A 24,277-nucleotide genomic window follows, 5' to 3' on the forward strand; every position below is an offset into this window, starting at 1 on the left:
GGAGCTGCTTCTGAACACCCCGCAACACGCCACCCTCGTTCATTGAAACCCAGGGTGTTGCACTTCACTTTTGAACCTTCCGCGGCCAGTCACGTCCTGCCTCCGCAGGCAGCTTACCTCGAACGTTCGCCGTCACAGGGAAACACGGACGCTGCTCGGCGCGTATGATCTTTACTCACTCCCTGGGGGAACGCTATGCCCGATCTGGTTGCCGAACTCGCCGAACAAGCTCGCACTCTCGCGCCGGGAGAACGCTCCCGTCTCGTCGACCTGCTGCTGGAATCACTCCACGAGTCGCCACTCGCTGAAATTGAGGCAGCTTGGGCTACAGAAATCGAACGTCGCGTTGCAGCATATGGCCGTGGCGAAGTCGAGACTTTCGCCGCCGAAGACGTCTTCGCCGAAGCTCGTCGTATCGCGCCGTGACGCGGGCTCGCTTCAGCCGAGAAGCTCGTTCGGAGTTGTTGGCGCAGACCGCTTACTACGAAACCATACGCCAGGGCCTTGGCGCTCGGTTCCGGCATGAGGTTGAAGTAGCCGCGAAGTTGGCCGCAGCGTTCCCTCGTCACGGCAAACCCGCTGCAGGTGGTACCCGCCGACGCCTTGTCGTCGACTTCCCGTTCAAGCTGTTCTACACAGAGACCGACTACGGAATCCTAATTCACGCCGTCGCTGGCAATCACCAGTTTCCAGAGTACTGGCTGGGCCGAGTGCCGAGTGACGGCACACCCTTCCACCGAGGGGACGCTTTCCGGCCTACGGCCTCCAAGCGCCCCTCATGTGAAACGTTAGATGTCTACTGACACCAACACTCATCCGCATGATCGAGGCGAGTGAGCTTTGAACTTAAAACAACCCACTTTTACGAATACAAAAAAAACCACGCTGCGCACTTGCATGCGCAGCGTGGTTCAGAGCCGGATCAGATCGGGATCAGATCGGGATCAGTCGCGGTGTGCCACCGCCATGAACTCGTCCACGTTGCCGCGCGTGGAGGTGAACAGGCTGACCAGATACATCGACAAGAAGGCCACCGGCACGCCGTACAGCGCCGGGTTGCCCAGCACCCGGATGCCAAAGATGTCGGGCACGTTGAGGAAGCGGGCGAAGGTGAAGGTCAAAGACACCACCAGGCCGATCACCATGCCGGCGATGATGCCTTCCTTGGTCAGGCCGCGCCACCACAGCGAGAGCAGAATGGCCGGTGCAAAGGTGCTGGCGGCAATGCCGAAGCACATCGCCACCAAAATCGCGACGTTCTGGTCTTTCAGCCAGAGCGAGGCCAGGATGGCGATCACGGTCAGCACGACCGCGCCAATCTTGGCAAACGCCACGCGCTCTTTGTCGCTGCTGTTGGGCCGGAACACACCGGCATAGGCGTCGTGCGACAGGCTGGTGGTCATGGAGATCAGCAGGCCAACGGCGGTGCTGAGCATGGCTGCCATGGCACCGGCGGCAACAACGCCCAGCAAGGGTTCGCCGGCGATCTTTATCGACAGCAGCGGAACCGCCATATTGGTGGCCATGCCGCGTTGGCCTTCGACCAAGTAGCCCACCAGCGCCGGGTACAAGACCATCATGATCGCCAGACCGACGAAGATCACCGCCAAGTAAAAGATCGCCAGACCCCAGATCGTGATTACCGCGCCTTTTTGGGCCGCCCGGGCGTCTTTGACGGTGTAGAAGCGGATCAGGATGTGCGGCAGACCGGCCACACCCAGCAGCAGGCCCAGCACCAGACTGATCTGGCTCCACATGTCAGGCGTTGCAGCGCCAGCCGTCATGCCGGAGGGCGCATCTGGTGCGGCGGCCCGGATTTCAGCCGACTGGGCAAACACCGCTTCATGCGGCTCTGCGCGGGCGGCTTCCAGCGCCACCCGGGTGGCAGCGGCATCGGCGGCCCTGGCGGCGGCTTCCGAATCTGCCGGCGTGCCGGGTGCGGCTTCGGCGGCTGCCAAGGCTTCTGGCGTCAGCTTGCGCTGCTCCCACTGCGCTTTCACGCTGTCTATGCGGGCCGCAGCCGTGGGGGCGACGGTTTCGCCGGCTTGCGAGATGATGTTGAACGGGTTGCCGCCGAAATACATCACCGAAGCGGCGATCATCAGGATGATCATGGCCGCCAGCAGCATGACGCCTTGCACCGCCTGGTTCCAGGTCGTTCCCAGCATGCCGCCAACCACCACCATCAGGCCCATGAAGATGCCCGAGACCAGAACGGTGATCGTGTAGTCCCAGCCCAGCAGCAACTGGAACAGGTGGCCAGCGCCCACCAACTGTGGCACCAGGTACAGCACGCCGAGGACGATGGTGATGGACATGGCCAGCAGTTTGACGCCGCGGCCGCCGACACGGGCGACCAGAATATCACCCACCGTGTATTTGCCGGCATTCTTGAGTGGGCCGGCCATCACCAGCAAGACGGTGATCCAGGCGCCGAAAAAGCCGAGCGCGATCCACCAACTGTCGACGCCGGCCAGCGCAATCGCGCCGGCGACGCCCAGGAAGCTGGCGGCGCTACAGTAGTCGCCGAACATGGCCACCCCATTCAGACGCCACGATACCTTGCCGCCAGCGACATAAAAGTCCTCCGTGGTGGCGGTGGCGTGGCGGGCCATGTAACTGATGACGAACGAGAGCACGATGCTCAGTACGACGATGCCAAAAGCAATTGGATTGTCCATGGTTTATTTACCTCCGCTTTTTTTGTCACTTTGCGCCAGGTGTACGTGCGTGACCACCAGGCCCACGATGAACACCAGCACACCCAGATGAAACGCCAGCGGCAGGCCCAGTATCTGGGTGCCGGCAACGTGTTTGAACTCTGCGGTGTTGATGATCGCCGCGATAAAGTAGACGGCGGCAAAAATGAAGAGCAGCACGAATGACATGATCGACCTTTTGCGCAGGGCGGCGGGGTCAATCTTTGATTTCTGAAGTTCCATATTCAGTCCTTTGGGGAACACAAACGTTGCAATTGGGATGACTCGGTTTAAACGGCATTACTCATCGAAATCAGTCCTTGACGGAGCCTCCAGTTCCGCCTGACGGCCGCGGGACAGATTGCTGACCAGCCTTGTGAGCGAGTCAAAGTTCCACCCGGCGCGCGTGTCAGAATGTAAACTGTAGTGCGCGTCGGGCCATTCTGTCAATCCATCTTACGATTGACTGACAAAATTCAAAATCGGTGCCTGGGTACGATGTAAACCCTATTGGGGTTTACCCTTGTTCATCTTTTTTAGATCGCTAGAATGCATCAAGCCTGTGCATCGTGGATGAAAACATGAGCCCTTCACTCTTTGAGTTGAGCGACCTGCCCGAAGCCTTGCGCCAGCATCGGATTTTTGGTTTGTTGCCGCAGGCGTCGCGGGCGCGGCTGGCAGAGAGCCTGCAGGTGCGCGCGCTGGCGCCGCAGATCGAGGTGTGCTCGGCCGAAGATTTGCAGCAACGCTTGCACTGGCTGCTCGCGGGCGAGGTGGCGCTGCTGGACGGACAGGCGCAGCCGGTGCTGGTGCTGCAGCCGGGCGAATGCTTTGGTCTGGGCTTGGGAGCGCAGGCCGACGTGCAGCACGCCGTGACGCGAACCCAGGCCTGGCTGGCCAGTCTGGATGCGGCAACGCTCGAGTCCTTGCAGCTCGAGCTGCCGGCGCTGGCCTATTTCCTGCCCGCAGTCAAGCGTGCGCCCCGGGGTGTCGAACCTGCGGCCGGTGACGCAGAAGCTGGCCGCAACCTGATGAGCATGCTGGTGCGCCACCTGATCCGGCGCGAGCCCGTCACGCTGGCGCCGCAGGCCAGCATTCGGCAGGCGGCTGAACTCATGAGCAAGCAAGGCGTCTCCTCGGTGTTGCTGGTCGAGCAGGGGCGCTTGCTGGGTCTGATCACCGACCGCGATTTGCGCAACCGCGTGCTCGCTGTTGGCCTGGACAGCGAACGGCCGGTGGCCGACATTGCTACTTTGGCGCCGCTGACGATTGACGTACATAAACCGGTTTTCGACGCCTTGCTGCTGATGGCGCGGCAGCATATTCACCATCTTCCGGTGCTCGACGGCGAGCGCCTGGTCGGCATGATCACCGCCTCCGACCTGAACGAGCAGCACAGCACGTCAGCGGTCTGTCTGAGCGGAGAAATTTACAAGCACAACAGCCTGGCTGGCTTGCAACAGGCCGCTGCCAAAGTGCAGCGCTTGCAGCAAAGCCTGGCTCTAGCCAAAGTGTCGGCCTACAGCAGTGGCCACATCGTCACCTCCATCACCGACGCTATCACCAGCCGCTTGCTGCAACTCGGTCAAGACAAGCTGGGGCCGGCGCCGGTCGACTATGTCTGGGTGGCAGCCGGTTCCCAGGCGCGCAACGAGCAGAGCGCGCGCACCGATCAGGACAACTGCATGGTGCTGGGCGACGCCTACGACCCGCTGCTGCACGGTGCATATTTCAAGGCCCTGTCGCAATTCGTCTGCGATGGCTTGAACGCCTGCGGCTACGTGTATTGCCCGGGGGAAATGATGGCCATGAACGACGCCTGGCGCTTGCCGCGTTGGCGCTGGGCTGAACTCTTTGAGCACTGGGTGCATGAGCCAGATCCGACCGCGCTGATGTTGACCTGCGTATTTTTCGATCAGCGTGCGGTGCATGGAAATGCCGCCCTGCTCGACGAGTTGCGCCGCGGCGTGTTGCAGAAAACCAAGGCCAGCAGCGTTTTTCTGGCCTTCATGGTCGGCAACGCGCTGCAGCACGTGCCGCCGCTGGGCTTGTTTGGCGGCATCTCCACCCTTCGCAAGGGCGAACACCGGGGCTGCGTAGACCTCAAACACAACGGCGTGGTGCCTATCGTAGACCTGGCGCGGGTGTTTGCGCTGGCCGGCGCTTTGCCGGCCGTCAACACCAGCGATCGTTTGCAAGGCGTGGTGGGTAGCCACGTCATCAGCGAACAAAGTGCCCGAGACCTGCGCCATGCGCTGGAGTTTTTGGCCTTCATGCGCTTGCAGCACCAAGGGCGTCAATGCCAGCGCCAGCAGCCACCCGACAATTTTCTGCATCTGGATGAAATTTCCAACTTCGAACGCAGCCAGCTCAAAGACGCCTTCACGGTGGTCAAAGAGGTGCAGCATCTGCTGGGCCAGCGTTACCAGGTCGGCCGGCTTTGAGAAGACGCCTGCCGGGCGCTGAAAGTGGCGTGCAGGATGCGGGCGCAGAGCGGTAAAATCAGCTCCTCTCGCACCCACTGCGCCTGCCGCATCGACCGCCATGTCCATCTTCGCCCGCCCGCACTACAGCTCTGAAGCCACGCAGTTCATCGAGCGGCTCAAGCTCGAGCAGCCGCAACTGGAGCAAGCCCAGCGCGATGGCCGCGCGCGGCTGTGGGATCGTCAGATTGACCGAGCCTTTCAGTGCGAAGCCGACACCGCTTGCGTGCCGCAGCAACCCTACGTGTACCAGACCCGCCCCGAGCAGGTCTGAACCCGTCAGGCCGGCGCGACGCAGCCACTGCGCCGCGCCGGCCCCCTTGCCATGAGCCAACAGGCCGTCACACCGGCTGGCGCCACGCCAGAGCGCAGCGCCTCGGCATCGATCGACCCCGTTGCGCTGGCCCGGCTGTATGGCGAGCCGCTGTTTGCGCTGCCGCGCGACCTCTACATACCGCCCGACGCCTTGCGGATTTTGCTCGAGGCGTTCGAAGGCCCGCTAGACCTGCTGCTCTACCTGATACGCAAGCAAAACTTCAATATTCTCGACATCCCGATGGCGGCACTGACGCGTCAGTACCTGAGTTACGTGGATGACATATGCGCTTGCAATCTGGAGCTGGCCGGCGAATACCTGCTGATGGCGGCCACGCTGATCGAGATCAAGTCGCGCCTGTTGCTGCCGCCCAAAAAAAGCCTGGCGACCACAGAGCAAGTCGAAGACCCACGCGTCGAACTGGTGCGCCGTCTGCTCGAGTACGAGCAACTCAAGCGGGCCGCGCAACGACTGGCCGAGTGCCCGCAGCTCGGGCGCGACTTCTTGCGTGCCCAGGCGCCAGACTTGCCCGCGCCAGCGCCGCGCTGGCCGGCGGTGTGCGGCGCCGATTTGCAAAGCGCCTGGCGCGACATTTGCGCGCGCGCGCGGCTGGTGCAGCACCACAGCATCAGCCGCGAACCGCTCTCGGTGCGTGAGCACATGAGTCGGTTGCTGCGTCGGCTGCGCGATCGGCGTTGCGTTGAATTCGGTGAGTTGTTCGATCCGGTCCAGGGCACAGCGGTGCTGGTGGTGACCTTCATTGCCATGCTGGAATTGGCCAAGGAAACGCTGATCGAGCTGACCCAGGCCGAAGCCTTTGCCCCTATTTACGTGCGGCTGGCCTGCCGGCCGCAATGAACCCCATGAACGACCGCTACGACTTTGACGTGCTGATCATCGGCAGTGGCCTGGCCGGACTGACCGCCGCATTGAACCTGGCGCCCGGCCTGCGCGTGGCGCTGGTGACCAAGCGCAGCTTGAGCGACGGTTCCAGCCACTGGGCCCAGGGCGGCATTGCCGCCGTGCTGTCCGAGCAGGACAGTTTTGCCTCGCACGTGCAGGACACGCTGCAGGCGGGCGCCGGTCTGTGCGACCTGGACGCCACCCGCTTTGCGGTCGAACACGCGCCAGCGGCCATTGCCTGGCTGCAAGAGCTGGGGGTGCCGTTCTCGCAGGAAAACGGCGGCTTGCACCTGACGCGCGAGGGCGGCCACAGCCACCGCCGCATCGTGCACGCCACCGACGCCACCGGCGCAGCGGTACAGAGCACCTTGCTCGATCGGTTGCGGCGCACGCCCAGCATTCAGGTGTTCGAAGACCACATGCTGGTCGACCTGATCACCGACCGCAAGCTGGCGCGCACCCCGGCCCACGCCGCAGCGACGCGCTGCCACGGCGCCTACGTGCTGGACGTGGCGCGCGATCGGGTCGTGACCTTCAGCGCCTCGCACACCGTGCTGGCCACCGGCGGCGCCGGCAAGGTCTACCTCTACACCAGCAACCCCGACACCGCCACCGGAGACGGCATCGCCGCCGCCTGGCGCGCCGGCTGCCGGGTCGGCAACATGGAGTTCATTCAGTTCCACCCCACCTGCCTGTACCACCCGCACGCCAAGAGCTTTCTCATCAGTGAGGCGGTGCGCGGCGAAGGAGGGCGGCTCTTATTGCCGGCGCATCTGGGCCGGCACCGCTTCATGCCCGACCACGACCCGCGCGCCGAACTCGCGCCGCGCGACGTGGTGGCGCGCGCGATCGACTTCGAGATGAAGAAGCACGGCCTGGACTGTGTGCACCTGGACATCTCGCACCAGAGCCCGGCGTTTTTGCAGGAGCACTTTCCCAACATACTGGCCCGTTGCGCCGAGCTCGGCATCGACATCACGCGCGAGCCGATTCCGGTCGTGCCGGCAGCGCACTACACCTGCGGCGGCGTGGTGACCGACTTGGCTGGCCGCACCGACATCGCCGGCCTGTACGCGGTCGGCGAGACCGCCTGCACCGGGCTGCACGGCGCCAACCGCTTGGCCAGCAACTCGCTGGTTGAGTGCATGGTGTTTGCGCAGGGCGCGGTGGCGGCGATCCGCGCTGCGCCGCTGGTGGCTGCGCCGGCCATGCCGCAGTGGGACGAGAGCCGCGTCACCGATGCCGATGAGCAAGTCGTGATCTCGCACAACTGGGCCGAGCTGCGCCGCTGCATGTGGGACTACGTCGGCATCGTGCGCACCAACAAGCGGCTGGAGCGAGCGGCGCACCGCATAGCGCTGCTGCAAGACGAAATTCACGAGTTCTATGCGCTCTTTCACGTCTCGCGCGATCTGCTGGAGCTGCGCAACCTGGTGCAGGTGGCCGATCTGATCGTCATGTCGGCGCTGCTGCGCCACGAGAGCCGCGGCCTGCACTACAGCCGCGACTACCCCGACTTGCTGGCGCAGGCCAGACCGACACTGCTGTCGCCCACCCTGGCTGCCGCATGAGCTACAGCGTCAAGGAAATCTTCTACACCTTGCAAGGTGAGGGCGCGCAAGCGGGCCTGGCGGCGGTGTTTTGCCGCTTGGCCGGCTGCAACCTCTGGAGCGGGCGCGAGGCCGACCGTGCCAGCGCCGTCTGCCGCTTTTGCGACACCGACTTCGTCGGCACCGACGGCAGCCACGGCGGCAAATACACGAGCGCCGACGCCCTGGCCGATGGCATCGAGGCGCACTGGCCGACCCCATCGCACGCGCAGCGCCTGTGCGTGCTGACCGGCGGTGAACCGCTGTTGCAGCTCGATGCGGCCTTGCTCGACGCCTTGCACCGGCGCGGATTCCGCGTCGCTGTCGAGAGCAACGGCACGCTGGCTGCGCCGCCCGGCATTGACTGGCTGTGCATCAGCCCCAAGGCCGGCGCCGACTGGGTGCAGCACAGCGGGCAAGAGCTCAAACTGGTCTGGCCGCAAGCGGGGTTCGATCTGGCACGGCTGGCGCAGACGGGCGACTTTGCGCACCGCTTCCTGCAGCCCATGGACGGGCCGCAACAGGGCGCCCACACCGCCCTGTGCATCGACGCTTGTCTGCGTGACCCGCGCTGGCGCCTGAGCCTGCAAAGCCACAAAATCTGTGGCATTCGCTGAATTTGAAATCCGCTACTGCCATGAAGCTCACCATCAGTCAACGTTTCTTTTTCGACGCCGCGCACACACTCCAACGCGAAATCGAAGCCGAAGGCAGCCGCCGCATCCACGGCCACAGCTACAAGGCCGAAGTCAGCCTCAGTGCCGCACTCGATGCCCGCAGCGGCATGGTGCTGGACCTGGGCCTGCTGCGCCAGCGGCTCGAGCAGGTGCGCTTGCAACTCGATCACCACTTTCTGGACGAAGTGCCCGGGTTGGGACCGGCCACGCTGGAAAACCTCTGCCTGTTCATTGCCCGAGCCTTGCCCGAACTGGCGCCGCAACTCACGCGCGTGCGGGTCTGGCGCGAAGCGGTGGGCGACGCCTGCGTGCTCGATCTGCGGCCGTACGCACCAGCGCCAGCAGATCGGTCGGTCTGAATCCGCGCGACCCATGATGTGCTGCGACACGGCGCTGGCCAGGGGTTGAGCCCGAGCAACGGGGGTGAATCTTCATCTGGGGGCGGTGTGTGCGGGTGGGGCTTCGACAGGCTCAGCCCGAACGGAGGTGAAATCAGCCCGAACGGGGGTGAAATCAACCCGAACGGAGGTGAAATCAGTCTGAACGGATGCGAAATTTCATTCAGGCTTGGCGCCTACGCATTCGGCCGCCAGCCAGCCGCGCAAGCTGTTGATCCAGGCCCAGGCCTGCACGCGCGGCAGATCGTCCAAGTGCACCACCGCTTCGACCAGCCGCCCCTGGCGCAGCCAGTGCGCGCGGCCAACGCCGTCGAGCAAGCCGCAGTGCAGCGCCGGCGTGACCCAACGGCCGTCGATCAGCAGCGCGAGGTTGGCGCGCGTGCATTCGGTCAGTTCGCCGCGCGGGTTCCACAGCACGGTGTCAAACAGCGTCGGGTCGGTTGATGCGGCGGCGGCGTCGTAGTGGGCGCGGCGGGTGGTTTTGAAGCGCACGAATTCGCTGCTCGCTGCCTCGAAAGCGCTGGCCGCCAATTGCAGCCGCACCGGCGTCGGGGTGGCTTCGAGGGGGAACGCCTCGGCGTGCACCTGCGCCTGCGCGTCAAGCCGCAAGCGCAGGCGCCAAGCGCCTTGCGGGTGCTGCACGGCCAAGGCGTGCAGGGCGGCGCGCACAGCGGCGTCGGGCCAGGGGTAGCCGAAATGCGCGGCGGCGCGCGCCATGCGCTCCAGGTGGGCGGGGGCGTGGTCGTATGCGCCGTCCTGCAGCGCCAGGGTTTGCAGCAGCTCGAACGGCGCGCTGGCGCGCTCCAGAAAGGCGCGCTTATGCTGCCATTCGGCCCACTCGCCGCTGGCGCTGGCGTCGGCCGTGATGCCGCTGCCAATGCCGCAGCGCAGCCGTCCGGCGCGCGCACTGACGCTGCGGATGGCGACGTTGAAGGTGGCCGCGCCGCCGGGCCGTAGCACGCCGATGGCGCCGCAGTACACGCCGCGCGGCTGCGGCTCGAGTGCGTGGATCATGCGCATGGCTTGCACCTTGGGCGCGCCGGTGACCGAGCCGCAGGGAAACAGCGCTGCAAACACGTCGGCCAAGGTGGTGCCTGCGCGGGTGCGCGCGCGCACGTCAGAGCTCATCTGCCAGACCGTCGGCAGCGCCGTCAGGCCAAACAGGTGCGGTACCGCCACCGAGTGCGGCAGCGCCAGGCGCGAGACGTCGTTGCGGATCAGGTCGACGATCATCACGTTTTCGGCCCGCTCCTTGGGCGATGCGCGCAAGCGCTCGGCCTGCCTTGCATCGTCGCTCGGGTCTGCGCCGCGCGCAGCCGTGCCCTTGATCGGACGCATCAGCAACTGATTGTCCTGCCAGTGAAAAAACAGCTCGGGCGAAACCGACAGCAATTGCTCGTCGCCGCTGTCGATATAAGCGGCGTAGCCGCCCGGTTGTGCGCGTTGCAGCGCTTGGAACAGCGCCAGCGCGTCGCCTTGCAGCTCGCCGTGCAGCGAGGCGGTGTAATTGACCTGATAGAGCTCGCCGGCTTCGATGGCGCGCGCGATGCGCTCCAGTTGCCGGTCAAAATCGGCGCGCGCCAGGCCGCTGCTCCACTGCGCCCGCGCGGCCGCTCCGGGCTCTATGGCCGGCCAGGGCAGTGCCGCCGCGTAGACGCCAAACCAGGCCAGCGGGCCATCGGGCGCATGCACCTCAAACGCGCTGTCGAACGCCGCCGCCGCTTCATAGCGCAGGTAGCCGACGCACCAGCAGCCCTGCTGTGCGGCCCGCTCAACCTGCGCCAGCAGCGGGCGCACCTGCTCGGGCTGGTGCGCCACCAGCGTGTGCAGCGCCGGCCCGAAGGCGCAGCGCAGGGCGGCGCCGGGGTCGGTGGCGTCGGGGGCGGCAAAGTCGATCAGCGTCGCCACGGTGGCCCACGTCAAGCCGCGCCGATGCGCGGCACCAGCGCGCCCGCGTCCTGCCCGCCGCGCTGCGCGGCGGTGAAGGCCAGCATGCGGTCTATGGGCAGCCGGGCGCGCTCAATCAGTGCCGCATCGACCTCGATCTGGTTCGTTCCCTGCTCCAGCGCCTGGGCCACGCCGGCCAGGCTGTTCATCGCCATCCAGGGGCAGTGCGCGCAGCTTTTGCAGGTGGCGCTGTCGCCGGCGGTGGGTGCTTCCACGAAGCGCTTGCCGGGGTTTTGTTGGCGCAGCATGTGCAACATGCCGCGGTCGGTGGCGACGATGAATTCCCTTGCATCCAGCGTGCGCGCAGCGTGCAACAGGGCCGAGGTCGAGCCGACCGCATCAGCCAGCGCGACCACTTCGGCCGGGCTCTCGGGGTGTACCAGCACTTTGGCAGCCGGACGTTCTTTTTTCAGCGCCGCCAGCTCGTGCGCCTTGAACTCGTCGTGCACGATGCACGAGCCGCCCCACAGCAGCATGTCGGCACCGGTTTCGCGTTGGATATAGCCGCCCAAATGCTTGTCGGGCGCCCACAAGATGGCGTGGCCCCGGTCTTTGAGCGCGCGCACGATGTCGAGTGCGCAGCTCGACGTCACCAGCCAGTCGGCGCGCGCCTTGACCGCCGCGCTGGTGTTGGCGTAGACCACCACCGTGCGCTGCGGGTGGGCGTCGCAAAAGGCGTTGAACTGCTCGATCGGGCAGCCCAGGTCGAGCGAGCAGGTGGCGTCCAGGTCGGGCATCAGCACGGTTTTGTGCGGGCTCAGAATTTTGGCGGTCTCACCCATGAAGCGCACGCCCGAGACCAGCAGCGTCTGCGCGGCGTGGTCGCGGCCAAAGCGCGCCATCTCCAGCGAATCGCTGACGATGCCACCGGTGGCGAGCGCCAGGTCTTGCAAATCGGGGTGTACGTAATAGTGCGACACCATGACCGCGTTGCGCTGCTGCAGCAAGCGGCGAATGCGCGCCATGAGCTCGGTGCGCTGCTGCGGGCTCGGTTCGGGCGGCACACGTGCCCAGGCGTGCTGCGTCGGGCAGCTCGGTCGTTCGTATTCGACGTCGATCATGGTGCTGCGGGGGCTGCTGTTCATGGCGGTCTGACCTGCGGTTGTGGCTGCGGATGCCTGGGGTTTCAGAGCGTATCAAAGCGCATGGAAAAATCGACCGCCTGCACGTCTTTGGTCAGGCTGCCGATCGAGATGCGGTCCACCCCGGTTTGCGCCAGCGCGCGCACCGTTTGCAGCTTGACGCCACCCGAGATTTCCAGCACCGCGCGCCCGGCGTTGCGGCGTACCGCTTCATGCAGCGTGGGCAGGTCCATGTTGTCGAGCAGCACCATGCGCGCGCCGCAGGCCAGCGCCTGTTCGAGCTGCGCCAGTGTTTCGACCTCGATCTCGACAAAACGTGCCTGCGGCGCGGTTTCCTGCACCCGCTGCAACACGGCCGCTACGCCGCCGGCGGCGGCAATGTGATTTTCCTTGATCAGCACCGCGTCGTACAGGCCGATGCGGTGGTTGACGCCGCCGCCGGTCTTGACGGCGTATTTCTGCGCCAGCCGCAGGCCGGGCAGGGTCTTGCGGGTGTCGACGATCTGCGCTTGGGTGCCCGCTACGGCGGCGACGAAGGTCGCTGTTTTGCTGGCTACGGCCGAGAGTAGCTGCAAAAAATTGAGCGCGGTGCGCTCGGCACTCAGCAGCGCTTGCGCCTGGCCTTGCAGCTCCAGCACCACCTGGTTGGCGGCGCAGCGCTGGCCTTCGGCCACCTGCCAGTTCAGGCGCGCGTGCGGATCGCAGGCCAGCAGTGCGGCTTGTACCCACGGGGTGCCGCAAAGCAGCGCCGATTCGCGCGCCACAATAAATGCACGCGCCTGGCGCGAGCCGTCCACCAGCGCCGCCGTCAGGTCGCCGCTGCCGATGTCTTCGGCCAGCGCACGCGCCACGTCGGCGCGCGCCAGTTCGGCCAGATCGGCGGCGCAGAATTCAGAAAAGTGTTTCATGGGGCGCAAGCATAATCTCAGACGCCAGTGGCGCTCATCTTTGCCTGCAGCAGCATGAAACCGCTGCCTTGGCCGGCGCGCCCCAATCGAGCGCCAGATCGAATATAGTGCGCCCCAATCGCAGCTCCCACCGATCGGCAAGTCCCCATGAACCCCAGCACCACCGACACCGGCCACGCCAGCGGAACGCCCTACGGCACGCTGCCGGCGGCTTCTCCGCTGCCGCAGCGCAAGCCGGTGAGTTTGCCGCGCTTGCAGGAAATGCGCGCGCGCAGCGAGAAAATCACCATGCTGACCGCCTACGACGCCACCTTCGCCGCCGTGGCCGACGCCGCCGGCGTGGAATGCATCCTGGTTGGCGACTCGCTAGGCATGGTGTGTCAGGGGCTCTCCAGCACGGTTGGCGTCACGCTGCAGACCATGCGCTACCACACCGAAAGCGTCATGCGCGGCCTGCGGCGGGTCCAGGCCACCGCCTGGGTAATTGCCGACCTGCCGTTCGGCAGCTACCACGAGAGCCGCGAGCAAGCCTTGCAAAGTGCAGCGGTGCTGATGCGAGCGGGCGCCCACATGGTCAAGCTCGAAGGCGGCGGTTGGACTGCCGAGACCGTGCGTTTCCTGGTCGAACGCGGTTTTCCGGTCTGCGCCCACCTGGGCTTGACGCCCCAAACCGTGCACGCGCTCGGCGGCTACCGGGTGCAGGGCCGCGACGACGAAGCCGCCCACGCGCTGCAGCGCCACGCGATCGAACTGCAAGACGCGGGTGCAGCCATGCTGGTGCTGGAGATGGTGCCGGCCGCCCTGGCGAGCGCCATCACGCAGCGGCTGCAGAGCTGCCACACCATCGGCATAGGCGCTGGCAAGGGCACGGCCGGCCAGGTGCTGGTGCTGCACGACATGCTGGGCATCAACCTGGGCAAGAACCCGAAATTCGTGCGCAACTTCATGGATGGCGCGCCCAGCGTGCGCGCGGCTATGGCCGCTTATGTGGCAGCCGTGAAAGACGGCAGCTTTCCCGACGACCACCTGCACGCCTGGTGAGTACGGCCTGCGCCGAATTCTGTATGAAAATCGTTCACAGCATCGAACAGTTGCGCCAGGCCCTGCGGCCTTATGACGCCCCTGCGTTCGTTCCGACCATGGGCAATTTGCACGCCGGCCACCTGGAGCTGGTGCGCCGCGCCAAGCCGCTGGGCGACGTGACGCTGGCCAGCATCTTCGTCAACCGCTTGCAGTTCGCGCCACACGAAGACTTCGACCGCTACCCGCGCACCTTGCAGGCCGACGCCGAGCGGCTGGCCGGTGTCGGCTGCGACCTGCTGTTTGCGCCGTCGGAACAAGACCTGTACCCCGAGCCGCAAGGCTTCAAGGTGCAGCCGCCGGCCGAGCTGGCCGACATCCTGGAAGGCCAGTTCCGCCCCGGCTTCTTCACCGGAGTCTGCACGGTGGTGATGAAGCTGTTTCAGTGCGTCTTTGCGCAGGCCAAAGGCCCGTGCCACGCGGTTTTTGGCCAGAAAGACTATCAGCAGTTGCTGCTGATTCGGTGCCTGGTGCGGCAGTTCGCGCTGCCGATCGAGATCGTTGGCGTGGCTACGCAGCGCACGCCCGACGGTCTGGCGCTGAGTTCGCGCAACGGCTACTTGAGTGCAGCCGAGCGTGCCGAAGCGGTGCAACTGGCGCTGGCGCTGCGCGCGCTGGCGCGCGGCGCGCAAGACAGCGCCGATCTGCCCGCCGAGCGCGAACACTTGGAGGCGCGCGCCATGCAAGCGCTGGCCGCACGCGGCTGGCAACCCGACTACCTGAGCGTGCGCCGCCGCGCCGACCTGCAGCCGCCACAGGGCGGTGAGCCGCTGGTGGTGCTGGGCGCGGCACGCCTGGGCCAGACGCGCCTGATCGACAGCTTTGAGGTCTGAACGTCCACGCCGCTCGGCTACAGCGTTTCTTCTTTCGGGTCGCGCTCCATCAGCGTGGCCAGTGCCTCGGCCGGGCGCAGCCGGCCTTCGAGCAGCGCCAGCACGGCCTGGCTGATCGGCATATCCACCCCCAGTTGCTGCGCCCGCAGCACCACCGTGCGTGCGCTGGTGACGCCTTCGGCCACGTGGCCGAGTGAAGCCACCGCCTGCGGCAGGCTCAGGCCCTGCGCCAGCAACAGGCCCACCGTGCGGTTGCGCGAGAGGTCGCCGGTGGCGGTGAGAACCAGATCGCCCAGGCCGGACAAGCCCATGAAGGTCTCGGCGCGCGCACCCAAGGCCAGCCCCAGGCGCGTCATTTCGGCCAGGCCGCGCGTGATCAGTGCGGCACGCGCGTTCAGACCCAGGTGCAGGCCATCGCACAGGCCGGTGGCTATGGCCAGCACGTTCTTGACCGCGCCGCCGACTTCGACGCCAACCATGTCATCGTTCGCATAGACGCGCAGCGTGGGCCCGTGAAACGCCGCCACCAACAGCTCGCGCACGCAGGCGTGCTCGCTGGCGGCCACCAGCGCGGTCGGCTGACCCTGCGCCACCTCTTGCGCGAAGCTCGGGCCGCTGAGCGCGCCCGCTTGCAGATGCGGTGCAACCTGCGCCAGCACCTCGTGGCCGAGCAGGCCCACGTCTGGCGCGCCCGGGCGCGCTGTCTCAAAACCCTTGCACAGCCAGGCCAGCGTTGCGCGCTGCGCGGCCAGCACCTGCAACATGTCACGCAGGCCAGCCATGGGCGTGGCAACGACCAGCAGATCGGCGCTGTCGAGCAGCGCGGACGCGCCGTGCAGCGCGCCGCTGGCGATCTGCAAGCCCGGTGGCAGCGCCAGGCCCGGCAGGTAGCGCCGGTTTTCGCGTTGCAGGCGCAGTAGGTCGGCCTGCTGCGCATCGCGCGCCCACAGCGTGATGCGGTGCCGAGCGTCGCCGTGGGCGGCGGCGCTGATGGCCAGCGCCGTGCCCCAGGCGCCGGCGCCGAGCACGACCACGTTCAACCCCGAACCGGTGCTTTTGTTTGCTTGCATGAGCACGATTATCCGGGATGGCTGCGGGCACTTCCATAAATTCCCCCGAGTCCTCGGACTGCGAGAACTACAAGTGCGGCGGTAAAAAATCTGCTGTCACCCTGGTAATCAAAACAGTCAAAACAGTCAAAACAGCCTCTTTGACCTGGATGATCACTGCGCCAGTCTGAGCCAGGCGGGGGATCCGCTGGAGCGGCTGAATGCCAGCATCGAATGGGAGATGTTTTGTTCCATCTTGGAGCGCATCGACAACAAAGCACGTAAAAGCACAGCCGCACGCCAGCCGACCTGTCGCGTGCTCATGCGCTTGGTTACCATCAAGTTCGATTTTGGTTGATCAACCTGCCCATGCTGCTGAATGAGCCCTCATTTCTTCGAACAACCCATCCTCAACTCGCCCTACCTGTACCCCAACAGGCACTGGGAGCTGGACTCATCGGGCCAACCCACCCAGCACATAGCCGACGCTCGCCGCACAGCCGAGTTCATCACCCCGATCCCTCAGCCCAAGAAGCGCAAGGGCAAGGCCGAACAGGCTGAACTCGACATCGCCGACGAGGTGTCGGACGAAGAGCAGAAGTACCACTGCGCCATCATCAACGGCGTGCGTGCCGAAGTGGACAAGTGGCGCAGCATCCCCAACCCGAACGACTGGGGCGTCACGCCCGAAACGGCCAGGCTCCTGCAGCACTGGCGCCACCACCACTTCAGTGGTGTGCGCCCCTTCTTCTGTCAGGTCGAAGCGGTTGAAACCGCCATCTGGCTGACCGAGGTGGCCCCAACGCGGGGGCGCATGGCCAAGACTTTTCTGGACCACCTGCAGCGTTCCAACGAAGAAGCCAACCCCGGCCTGATGCGCCTGGCGCTCAAGCTGGCCACCGGTGCGGGAAAAACCACCGTCATGGCCATGCTCATCGCCTGGCAAACCATCAATGCCGTGCGCCACCCCGCCAGCAAGCGCTTCACCCGTGGCTTCCTGCTGGTGGCTCCGGGCCTGACCATCAAAGACCGGCTGCGCGTGCTGCTGCCCAACGACGCCGACAGCTATTACAAAACCCGCGAACTGGTGCCCACCGACATGGTGGCCGAGCTGGATCGCTGCAAGATCGTCATCACCAACTACCACGGCTTCAGGCTGCGCGAGCGGTTGGATGTGGCCAAAGGCACCCGGCTGCTGCTGCAAGGCCGTGGCAACAACGCCTTGGACACGCTGGAAACCGAAGGCCAGATGATCCAGCGCGTCATGCCCGAGCTCATGGGCATGAAGAACGTCATGGTCATCAACGACGAGGCGCACCACTGCTACCAGGAAAAGCCGCTGAAGGTGCAAGACACCGACCTCAAAGGCGACGACAGACAAGAAGCCGAAGAAAACAACGAAGCCGCCCGCTTGTGGATCAACGGCATCAAGGCCGTGCAACGCCAACTGGGCCTGAGCCAGGTGATCGACCTCTCCGCCACACCGTTCTTCCTGCGCGGCTCCGGCTATGCCGAAGGCACCCTCTTTCCCTGGACCATGAGCGACTTCTCGCTCATGGACGCCATCGAATGCGGCATCGTCAAGCTGCCCCGCGTGCCGGTGGCCGACAACATCCCCGGCACCGAGGCCCCCATCTTCCGCAAGCTGTGGGAGAACATCAGCAAAGACATGCCCAAGAAAGGCCGGGGCAAAGCAGAAGGGCTGGACCCGCTCAAGCTGCCCACCAAGCTGCAAACGGCCCTGTCGGCGCTGTACGGCCACTTTGAGAAAACCTACCAGGTCTGGCAAGACGCTGGCATTCACGTGCCGCCCTGCTTCATCGTGGTGTGCAACAACACCTCCACCTCCAAGCTGGTGTACGACTACATCTCCGGCTTCATGCGCCGCAACGTTGACGGCACCGAACAGCTCGAAAACGGCCGCCTCGCCCTGTTCCGCAACTTCGATGAAAACGGCCAGCCCCTGGCCCGCCCGCGCACCCTGTTGATCGACAGCGAGCAGTTGGAAAGCGGCGAAGCGCTGGACGACAACTTCCGCAGCATGGCCGGGCCGGAGATTGAACAGTTTCGCCGCGAGATCATCGAGCGCACGGGCGACCGCCAGGCCGCCGACAAGATCACCGACGCCGAGCTGCTGCGCGAAGTCATGAACACCGTGGGCAAGCCCGGCCGCCTGGGCGAATCCATCCACTGCGTCGTCTCCGTCTCCATGCTCACCGAAGGCTGGGACGCCAACACCGTCACCCACGTGCTGGGCGTGCGCGCCTTCGGCACCCAGTTGCTGTGCGAGCAGGTCATTGGCCGCGCACTGCGCCGCCAGTCGTATGAGCTGAACGCCGATGGCCTGTTCGACGTGGAATACGCCGACGTGCTGGGCATCCCGTTCGACTTCAACGCCGAACCCGCCATTGCCAAACCCCTCAAGCCGCGCGTCAGCGTCACCGTCAAGGCCGTCAAGCCCGAACGCGATGCGCACGAAATCCGCTTTCCCCGCGTGCAGGGCTACCGCGTCGTGCTGCCCGAAGAAGCCATTGGCGCCGAGTTCAACGCCGACTCCAGGCTCGTGCTCACGCCCGAGCTGGTTGGCCCGTCCATCACCCGGCAAGAAGGGATCATTGGCGAGGGCGTCAACCTCACCCTGGCCCACACGCGCGACATGCGCACCTCCACCCTGCTGATGCAACTGACCAAGCACCTGCTGTACAGCAAGTTCCGCGACCCCGGCGAAGAACCCAAGCTGCACCTGTTCGGCCAGCTCAAGCGCATCGTCAAGCAGTGGCTGGACGAGCACCTCGACTGCAAAGGCGAGACCTACCCCGCCCAGCTCTGCTACCTGGAGCTGGCCGACCGCGCCTGCGAACGCATCAAGCAGGCCATCGACCGCGCCAGCATCGAAAAAGGCAGCAGCCAGATACAGGCCGTGCTCGACCCCTACAACCCGGTCGGCACCACCGCCCATGTGAAATTCACCACCACCAAGACCGACCGCTGGGAAGCCAGCAGCGAACACTGCCACCTCAACTGGCTGATCATGGACAGCGACTGGGAAGCCGAGTTCTGCCGCGCGGCCGAATCGCACCCCCAGGTGCGCAGCTACGTGAAGAACCACAACCTCGGCTTTGAGGTGCCCTACCTCGTGGGCGCTGAAACCCGCCGCTACCGGCCCGACTTCATCTTGCGCATCGACGACGGGCGCGGCGCGGACGACCTGCTCAACCTCGTGGTGGAAATCAAGGGCTACCGGGGCGAAGACGCCAAAGACAAAAAGGCCGCCATGCAAACCCGCTGGCTGCCCGGCGTCAATGCCCTGCAGACCCATGGCCGCTGGGCCTTCGCCGAGTTCACCGACGTGTACGCCATGCAGGCCGACTTTGCCGACAAGGTGGCCGAGGTCTTCAAGGCCACGCTCGAAAAAACAACGCAGGAGGAACAGACATGAAGACAGAACAGGTGCAGGTGCTGACCGAGACCTTTGAAGGGCATGCACAGCAAACCGAGAGCGGCGTGGAGTACTGGCTGGCGCGCGATGTGCAGCACCTGCTGGGCTACAGCGAATGGCGCAACTTCGGCCAAGTCATCAGCAAGGCCAAGACCGCTTGTGAAGTCAGTGGCCACCAGGTCGCAGACCATTTTGTTGACGTCAACAAAATGGTCCAGCTCGGCTCCGGCAGCGAGCGCGAGATCGACGACATCATGCTCACGCGCTACGCCTGCTACCTCATCGCCCAGAACGGCGACCCGCGCAAGCCCGAAATCGCCTTCGCACAGACCTACTTCGCGGTCCAGACCCGGCGCGCCGAACTGATCGAACAGCGCCTGCTCGCACTGGAGCGCGTGCAGGCGCGGCGCAAGCTCAGCGAAACCGAAAAAGAACTCTCGCAAGTGATCTACGAACAGAGCGGCGGCAACCAGGACTTTGCCCTGATCCGCAGCAAGGGCGACCACGCCCTGTTTGGCAAAAGCACCCAGGCCATGAAGGCGCAATGGAAGGTGCCCGACAACCGACCGCTGGCCGACTTTGCGCCCACCATCCTGCTCAAGGCCAAAGACTTCGCCACCGAAATCACCATCTTCAACGCCCGCCAGCACCAGATGGACAGCGAACGCGCCATCTCCAGCGAGCACATCAGCAACAACCAAGCCGTGCGCAACACCCTGCTGGAGCGGGGCATTCGCCCCGAAAGCCTGCCGCCGGCAGAAGACGTCAAGAAGGTCGAGCGTCGCCTGGCGTCAGAAGACAAGAAGGCCCTGGACAAGCCCGCCCGGCTGGACGACTGAACGCGGGACACCAGCACCGGTTCAACACATCAGGGAGACAAAATGCGCAGACGATCCACAGCAACATGTACGCTTAAACGGCTATACAATGCGAGTCACATCCGCCCCTTGGCAGTACGCCCTCCCTTCTATCCCGGGAGTGTGCCGACCCCCTGGGGCTTTCTCATTTCTGGCCTTCAACCGCAGGAGGCCCAATGAGCAACGATCAAATTGCTGTCCTGATCGACGGGGGCTTCTTCCTCAAACGCATCCAGCGCTTGTTGCCAGAAGACAAAATCGACTCCCCAGAGAAGATCGCGCGCTGTGTGCGCAACCTGTGTTTCACCCACGTCATGCGACTCAAGGGCGGTAGCGGCAGGTTGTGGCAACAGCACATGTACCGGGCGTTCTTCTACGACGCCAACCCCTACGACGGCAAAGCCCACCACCCGGTGGACAACAAGTCGATCGACTTTGCCAAGTCGGATGTGGCACATCAACGACTGGCCCTGTTCCAGCAGTTGCGCAAGGAACGCAAGCTGGCCCTGCGCCTGGGCAAGGTCAACCGTGATTCGGACTGGACCCTGTCTCCCCGTCTGACCAAGACGGCACTCAAAACACGTCAACAACTGGCGCCGTTGCAAGCTCTGCAAGCCCTGATTCAGGCGGCTGGAGCAGACCCCATCAACCTCACGCTCAGCACGGCACAGGCGCAGCAACTGCAACTGGCCTACAACTTCTGGCAAAGCCTGCAAAGCGGTGACGTGGCCCTGGGTCTGCGCCAGAAGGGCGTAGATATGCGCATCGCCATCGACATTGCCAGTCTCACCCTGAAAAAGCAGGTCAAGACCATTGTTCTCGTGGCTGGCGACAGCGACTTTGTACCCGCCGCCAAGCTGGCCCGCCGCGAAGGCATCGAGTTCATCCTCGACCCGCTGTGGCAGAACGTCAACGACGACCTGTTTGAGCACATCGATGCGCTGCAGTCCGGACTCAAACGTCCGGGCACCAACGGCCAGGAGGCTGCGGGCGACGCAACAGACCCGGTTGCTCTGCCAATTTGACATTTCAAGTCACGCCTCAGATTCATTCCAACATGGCCACCCGCAAAACATCCACCCCCGGCACCAAAGCCCCGCTGCAGGTTGAAACCCTCAAGCACGCTGACGACAAGCGCAAGAACATCCCCACCGCCGAATTCCAGTCGGTGGTGCAGCGCGAACACCAGCAGCCGGTGCAACTGCGCTACCCGCGCGCGGATGCAGACGAAAAAACCACCGTTCGCCCTGAGCCTGTCGAAGGGCCTGCAAACGGCCAAGGCGCTCCCGGCCCGCTGGCGGCCGAGCGCAACGCCCGCCACCGCGATCTGGACCCGCAGCTCGTCTGGCGCGGCAAAGACCAGGCCGACTGGAGCGAGCTCGTCGTCAACGCGCCACCGCTCTACATCCAGGAAAAGCTGCACCCCAAGGTGCTGATCGACGACCTCAAGCGCCAGAGCGACAAGGCCAAGGCCGCTGCTGCGCCCGAGCAGCAAGGCTTTGTGGCGGATTTGTTTGCCGACATGGCCAAGGACTTCAACGGCGTGCCCGAAGGCGACGCCAAGACCGAGTTCTACGCCCACGACCAGCACTGGTCCAACCGCATGATCCTGGGCGACAGCCTGCAGGTCATGGCCAGCCTGGCCGAGCGCGAGGGCCTGCGCGGCAAGGTGCAGTGCATCTACTTTGACCCGCCCTACGGCATCAAATTCAACAGCAACTTCCAGTGGAGCACCACCAGCCGCGACGTGAAAGACGGCAACGCCGAACACATCACGCGCGAGCCGGAAATGGTGAAGGCCTTTCGCGACACCTGGCGCGACGGCCTTCATTCCTACCTGAGCTACATACGCGACCGCCTGACCGTGGCGCGAGACCTGCTGACCGATTCCGGCTCGATCTTTGTGCAGATCGGGGATGAGAACGTGCACCGGGTGCGGTCAGTTATGGATGAAGTTTTTGGAGATGGGAACTTCGTCAGCCAAATCACAGTTCGTAAGACAACCAGTGAAGGAAACGCACTGTTAGGGTCAACATGTGATTTCGTAATTTGGTTTGGAAAAAACTCTCAAGCGACAAAGGTCCGATCCCTCTACACGGCTAGGAGTGAGGACTCCGAGGGAAGGTACAGCTCAACCTACCTCGATGGTTCACTGTACAGACTCGACAACATCACAAGTTCAAGGCCAGCGGGTGAAGGTGATGTGAAGGAGTTTCAATGGTTTGGTAAGTCATTTGATCCCGGCAAGGGAACCTTCAAAACGACAGAGGCTGGGTTGAACGCACTCGCTCGTGCTGATCGCCTTGTCGCTACAAAGAAAGGAAAGCTCAACTACCGTCGTTCACAAACAGACTTTGGCTACGGCGTTTTGGGCAACTTGTGGGCCGACATCAGCGGTGCTGTCCAAAGTCGCGCCGATCCGAAAATATATGTTGTTCAAACATCGACGAGCATTGTTGGGCGCTGTATCCAGCTGTCCACCGATCCGGGAGACCTCGTGCTCGACCCCACCTGCGGCTCCGGCACCACCGCCTATGTCGCCGAGCAATGGGGCCGCCGCTGGATCACCATAGATACCTCTCGCGTGGCCCTGGCCCTGGCCCGCGCCCGCATCATGGGCGCGCGCTACCCCTTCTACCTGCTGGCCGACAGCAAGGAAGGCCAGGCCAAGGAAGGCGAAGTCACCCGCACGGCGCCCAAGAGTCACTCCACTTTCGGCAACATCCGCCAGGGCTTTGTGTACGAGCGGGTGCCGCACATCACGCTCAAGAGCATCGCGAACAACGCAGAGATCGACGTCATCTGGGACGCACACCAGTTGGTGCTGGAGCCGCTGCGCGAGCAGCTCAACGCCGCGCTCAAGAAGGGCTGGCAGGAATGGGAAATTCCCCGCGAGCCAGATGACCAGTGGAGCGACACGGTCAAGAGGTTGCACGCCGACTGGTGGAAGCAGCGCATCGCCCGACAAAAAGAAATCGACGCCTCCATCGCCGCCAAGGCCGACCACGAGTTCCTGTACGACCGGCCCTATGAAGACAAGAAGAAGGTGCGCGTGGCCGGCCCCTTCACGGTGGAAAGCCTGCTGCCCCACCGCGTGCTGGGTGTGGACGAAGACGACAAGCTGATCGACCCGGCCGTATCCGACGTGGGCGAGGGCCGCCTGGCGCGCGACTTCGTGCAGATCATCCTGGACAACCTGCGCACCGCGGGCGTGCAGCAGGCAGACAAGAGCGGCAAGATCGATTTCACCGGGCTCATGCCCTGGCCGGGCGAATACGTGTGCGCTGAAGGGCGCTACATGGAGGGTGCAGATGCCGAAGGCAACGGCGGAACCGAGAAGCGCGCTGGCATCTTCATCGGCCCCGAGTTCGGCACCGTGAGCCGGCCCGACCTGGTGAGCGCCGCGCGCGAGGCGGCCGAAGCGGGTTTTGACGTGCTGATTGCCTGCGCCTTCAACTACGACGCCCACAGCAGCGAGTTCAACAAACTGGGCCGTGTGCCGGTGCTCAAGGCCCGCATGAATGCCGACCTGCACATGGCCGAAGACCTGAAGAACACCGGCAAGGGCAACCTGTTCGTGATCTTCGGCGAGCCCGACATCGACATCCTCGACGCCGCCACCGGCCACAAGCTGGCCAAAGGCGAAACGCCCAGCGGCGAGATTCAAGTGAAGGTGAACGGCGTGGACGTGTTCCACCCCAACACCGGCGAAGTGCGCAGCGACGGCGCCGAAGGCATCGCCTGCTGGTTCATCGACACCGACTACAACGAAGAAAGCTTCTTCGTCCGCCACGCCTACTTCCTGGGCGCCAGCGACCCCTACAAATCCCTCAAGACCACCCTCAAAGCCGAGATCAACGCCGAAGCCTGGGAGTCGCTCAACAGCGACACCTCGCGGCCGTTCGGCAAGCCGGGGTCGGGGAGAATCGCAGTCAAGGTCATCAACCATCTGGGGGATGAGGTGATGAAGGTGTTTAGGGTGTAGGTTTGATGCTTGAACACCCACAAGTAACCATG

20 protein-coding genes are annotated in these 24,277 nt (G+C 64.5%); 13 read left to right on the forward strand and 7 right to left on the reverse strand.

Translation table 11 applies throughout. The features are described 5' to 3' along the window. Nucleotides 1-195: 195 nt before the first annotated feature. Nucleotides 196-426: an addiction module protein gene (locus EST26_RS05835; protein WP_291066093.1), complete on the forward strand. Its 231-nt coding sequence runs from the start codon at nucleotides 196-198 to the stop codon at nucleotides 424-426. Between the two features lie 518 nt (nucleotides 427-944). On the opposite strand, the gene EST26_RS05840 is transcribed toward EST26_RS05835, so the two are convergent. Both EST26_RS05840 and EST26_RS05845 read right to left on the reverse strand, forming a co-directional pair. Beyond that, entirely contained in the window at nucleotides 945-2,681 is a 1,737-nt protein-coding gene (locus EST26_RS05840; protein ID WP_291066095.1) for a cation acetate symporter, read from the reverse strand. Between the two features lie 3 nt (nucleotides 2,682-2,684). Then, on the reverse strand, nucleotides 2,685-2,888 hold the full coding sequence (locus EST26_RS05845) for a hypothetical protein (RefSeq protein ID WP_291066097.1): 204 nt from the start codon (nucleotides 2,886-2,888) through the stop codon (nucleotides 2,685-2,687). A 392-nt stretch (nucleotides 2,889-3,280) separates the two neighbouring features. Between EST26_RS05845 and EST26_RS05850 the strand changes: the two genes are divergently transcribed. The 6 genes from EST26_RS05850 to EST26_RS05875 all read left to right on the forward strand — a co-directional run bounded on the left by EST26_RS05850 (nucleotide 3,281) and on the right by EST26_RS05875 (nucleotide 9,026). Beyond that, nucleotides 3,281-5,143: a putative nucleotidyltransferase substrate binding domain-containing protein gene (locus EST26_RS05850; protein WP_291066099.1), complete on the forward strand. Its 1,863-nt coding sequence runs from the start codon at nucleotides 3,281-3,283 to the stop codon at nucleotides 5,141-5,143. 100 nt (nucleotides 5,144-5,243) lie between these two features. Then, on the forward strand, nucleotides 5,244-5,456 hold the full coding sequence (locus tag EST26_RS05855; protein WP_291066101.1) for a DUF3460 family protein: 213 nt from the start codon (nucleotides 5,244-5,246) through the stop codon (nucleotides 5,454-5,456). Nucleotides 5,457-5,507: 51 nt separating this feature from the next. Beyond that, entirely contained in the window at nucleotides 5,508-6,356 is an 849-nt protein-coding gene (locus EST26_RS05860) for a ScpA family protein (protein ID WP_291066103.1), read from the forward strand. A gap of 5 nt (nucleotides 6,357-6,361) precedes the next feature. After that, nucleotides 6,362-7,972, forward strand: a complete 1,611-nt coding sequence (gene nadB / locus EST26_RS05865; RefSeq protein ID WP_291066104.1) for an L-aspartate oxidase — start codon at nucleotides 6,362-6,364, stop codon at nucleotides 7,970-7,972. Further along, on the forward strand, nucleotides 7,969-8,607 hold the full coding sequence (gene queE, locus EST26_RS05870) for a 7-carboxy-7-deazaguanine synthase (RefSeq protein ID WP_291066106.1): 639 nt from the start codon (nucleotides 7,969-7,971) through the stop codon (nucleotides 8,605-8,607). Before nadB ends, queE begins: the two co-directional genes overlap by 4 nt. Nucleotides 8,608-8,627: 20 nt before the next feature. Next, nucleotides 8,628-9,026 carry a 6-carboxytetrahydropterin synthase gene (locus tag EST26_RS05875; protein ID WP_291066108.1) on the forward strand — a complete coding sequence of 133 codons (399 nt, stop codon included), beginning with the start codon at nucleotides 8,628-8,630 and terminating at the stop codon, nucleotides 9,024-9,026. 198 nt (nucleotides 9,027-9,224) lie between these two features. On the opposite strand, the gene pabB is transcribed toward EST26_RS05875, so the two are convergent. Genes pabB through nadC form a run of 3 tightly spaced genes read right to left on the reverse strand, consistent with a single transcriptional unit; the run spans nucleotide 9,225 to nucleotide 13,002 of the window. Further along, the gene (gene pabB / locus EST26_RS05880) at nucleotides 9,225-10,988 is read right to left on the reverse strand and encodes an aminodeoxychorismate synthase component I (protein ID WP_291066110.1); all 1,764 of its coding nucleotides are present in this window, start codon (nucleotides 10,986-10,988) and stop codon (nucleotides 9,225-9,227) included. Continuing rightward, nucleotides 10,985-12,097 (reverse strand): quinolinate synthase NadA, encoded by a 1,113-nt coding sequence (gene nadA, locus EST26_RS05885; protein ID WP_291066112.1) that lies wholly within the window; start codon nucleotides 12,095-12,097, stop codon nucleotides 10,985-10,987. The genes pabB and nadA overlap by 4 nt, the downstream gene beginning before the upstream one ends. Nucleotides 12,098-12,138: 41 nt before the next feature. Then, nucleotides 12,139-13,002, reverse strand: a complete 864-nt coding sequence (gene nadC, locus EST26_RS05890) for a carboxylating nicotinate-nucleotide diphosphorylase (RefSeq protein WP_291066114.1) — start codon at nucleotides 13,000-13,002, stop codon at nucleotides 12,139-12,141. 147 nt (nucleotides 13,003-13,149) lie between these two features. On the opposite strand from nadC, the gene panB reads away from it, so the two are divergent. Beyond that, nucleotides 13,150-14,043, forward strand: a complete 894-nt coding sequence (gene panB / locus EST26_RS05895) for a 3-methyl-2-oxobutanoate hydroxymethyltransferase (RefSeq protein ID WP_291066116.1) — start codon at nucleotides 13,150-13,152, stop codon at nucleotides 14,041-14,043. Between the two features lie 23 nt (nucleotides 14,044-14,066). Beyond that, a complete protein-coding gene (gene panC / locus EST26_RS05900; protein ID WP_291066118.1) occupies nucleotides 14,067-14,915 on the forward strand; it encodes a pantoate--beta-alanine ligase in 849 nt (282 codons plus the stop codon). A 17-nt stretch (nucleotides 14,916-14,932) separates the two neighbouring features. Here the strand turns inward: panC and EST26_RS05905 are convergent, their stop codons facing one another. Both EST26_RS05905 and EST26_RS05910 read right to left on the reverse strand, forming a co-directional pair. Then, nucleotides 14,933-15,955, reverse strand: coding sequence for an NAD(P)H-dependent glycerol-3-phosphate dehydrogenase (locus tag EST26_RS05905; RefSeq protein WP_291066393.1), 1,023 nt, complete (start codon nucleotides 15,953-15,955; stop codon nucleotides 14,933-14,935). A gap of 183 nt (nucleotides 15,956-16,138) precedes the next feature. Continuing rightward, entirely contained in the window at nucleotides 16,139-16,288 is a 150-nt protein-coding gene (locus EST26_RS05910) for a hypothetical protein (RefSeq protein ID WP_291066120.1), read from the reverse strand. A gap of 55 nt (nucleotides 16,289-16,343) precedes the next feature. Between EST26_RS05910 and EST26_RS05915 the strand changes: the two genes are divergently transcribed. The 4 genes from EST26_RS05915 to EST26_RS05930 all read left to right on the forward strand — a co-directional run bounded on the left by EST26_RS05915 (nucleotide 16,344) and on the right by EST26_RS05930 (nucleotide 24,245). Then, nucleotides 16,344-19,403 carry a BPTD_3080 family restriction endonuclease gene (locus tag EST26_RS05915; protein WP_291066122.1) on the forward strand — a complete coding sequence of 1,020 codons (3,060 nt, stop codon included), beginning with the start codon at nucleotides 16,344-16,346 and terminating at the stop codon, nucleotides 19,401-19,403. Then, entirely contained in the window at nucleotides 19,400-20,242 is an 843-nt protein-coding gene (dinD, locus tag EST26_RS05920; RefSeq protein WP_291066124.1) for a DNA damage-inducible protein D, read from the forward strand. Before EST26_RS05915 ends, dinD begins: the two co-directional genes overlap by 4 nt. Nucleotides 20,243-20,436: 194 nt before the next feature. Next, nucleotides 20,437-21,285 carry an NYN domain-containing protein gene (locus tag EST26_RS05925; protein WP_291066126.1) on the forward strand — a complete coding sequence of 283 codons (849 nt, stop codon included), beginning with the start codon at nucleotides 20,437-20,439 and terminating at the stop codon, nucleotides 21,283-21,285. A gap of 32 nt (nucleotides 21,286-21,317) precedes the next feature. Then, on the forward strand, nucleotides 21,318-24,245 hold the full coding sequence (locus tag EST26_RS05930) for a site-specific DNA-methyltransferase (RefSeq protein ID WP_291066128.1): 2,928 nt from the start codon (nucleotides 21,318-21,320) through the stop codon (nucleotides 24,243-24,245). Nucleotides 24,246-24,277: the final 32 nt, after the last annotated feature.

It is taken from the genome of Hydrogenophaga sp., from assembly GCF_014773545.1.
Taxonomy (GTDB): Bacteria; Pseudomonadota; Gammaproteobacteria; order Burkholderiales; family Burkholderiaceae_C; genus Hydrogenophaga.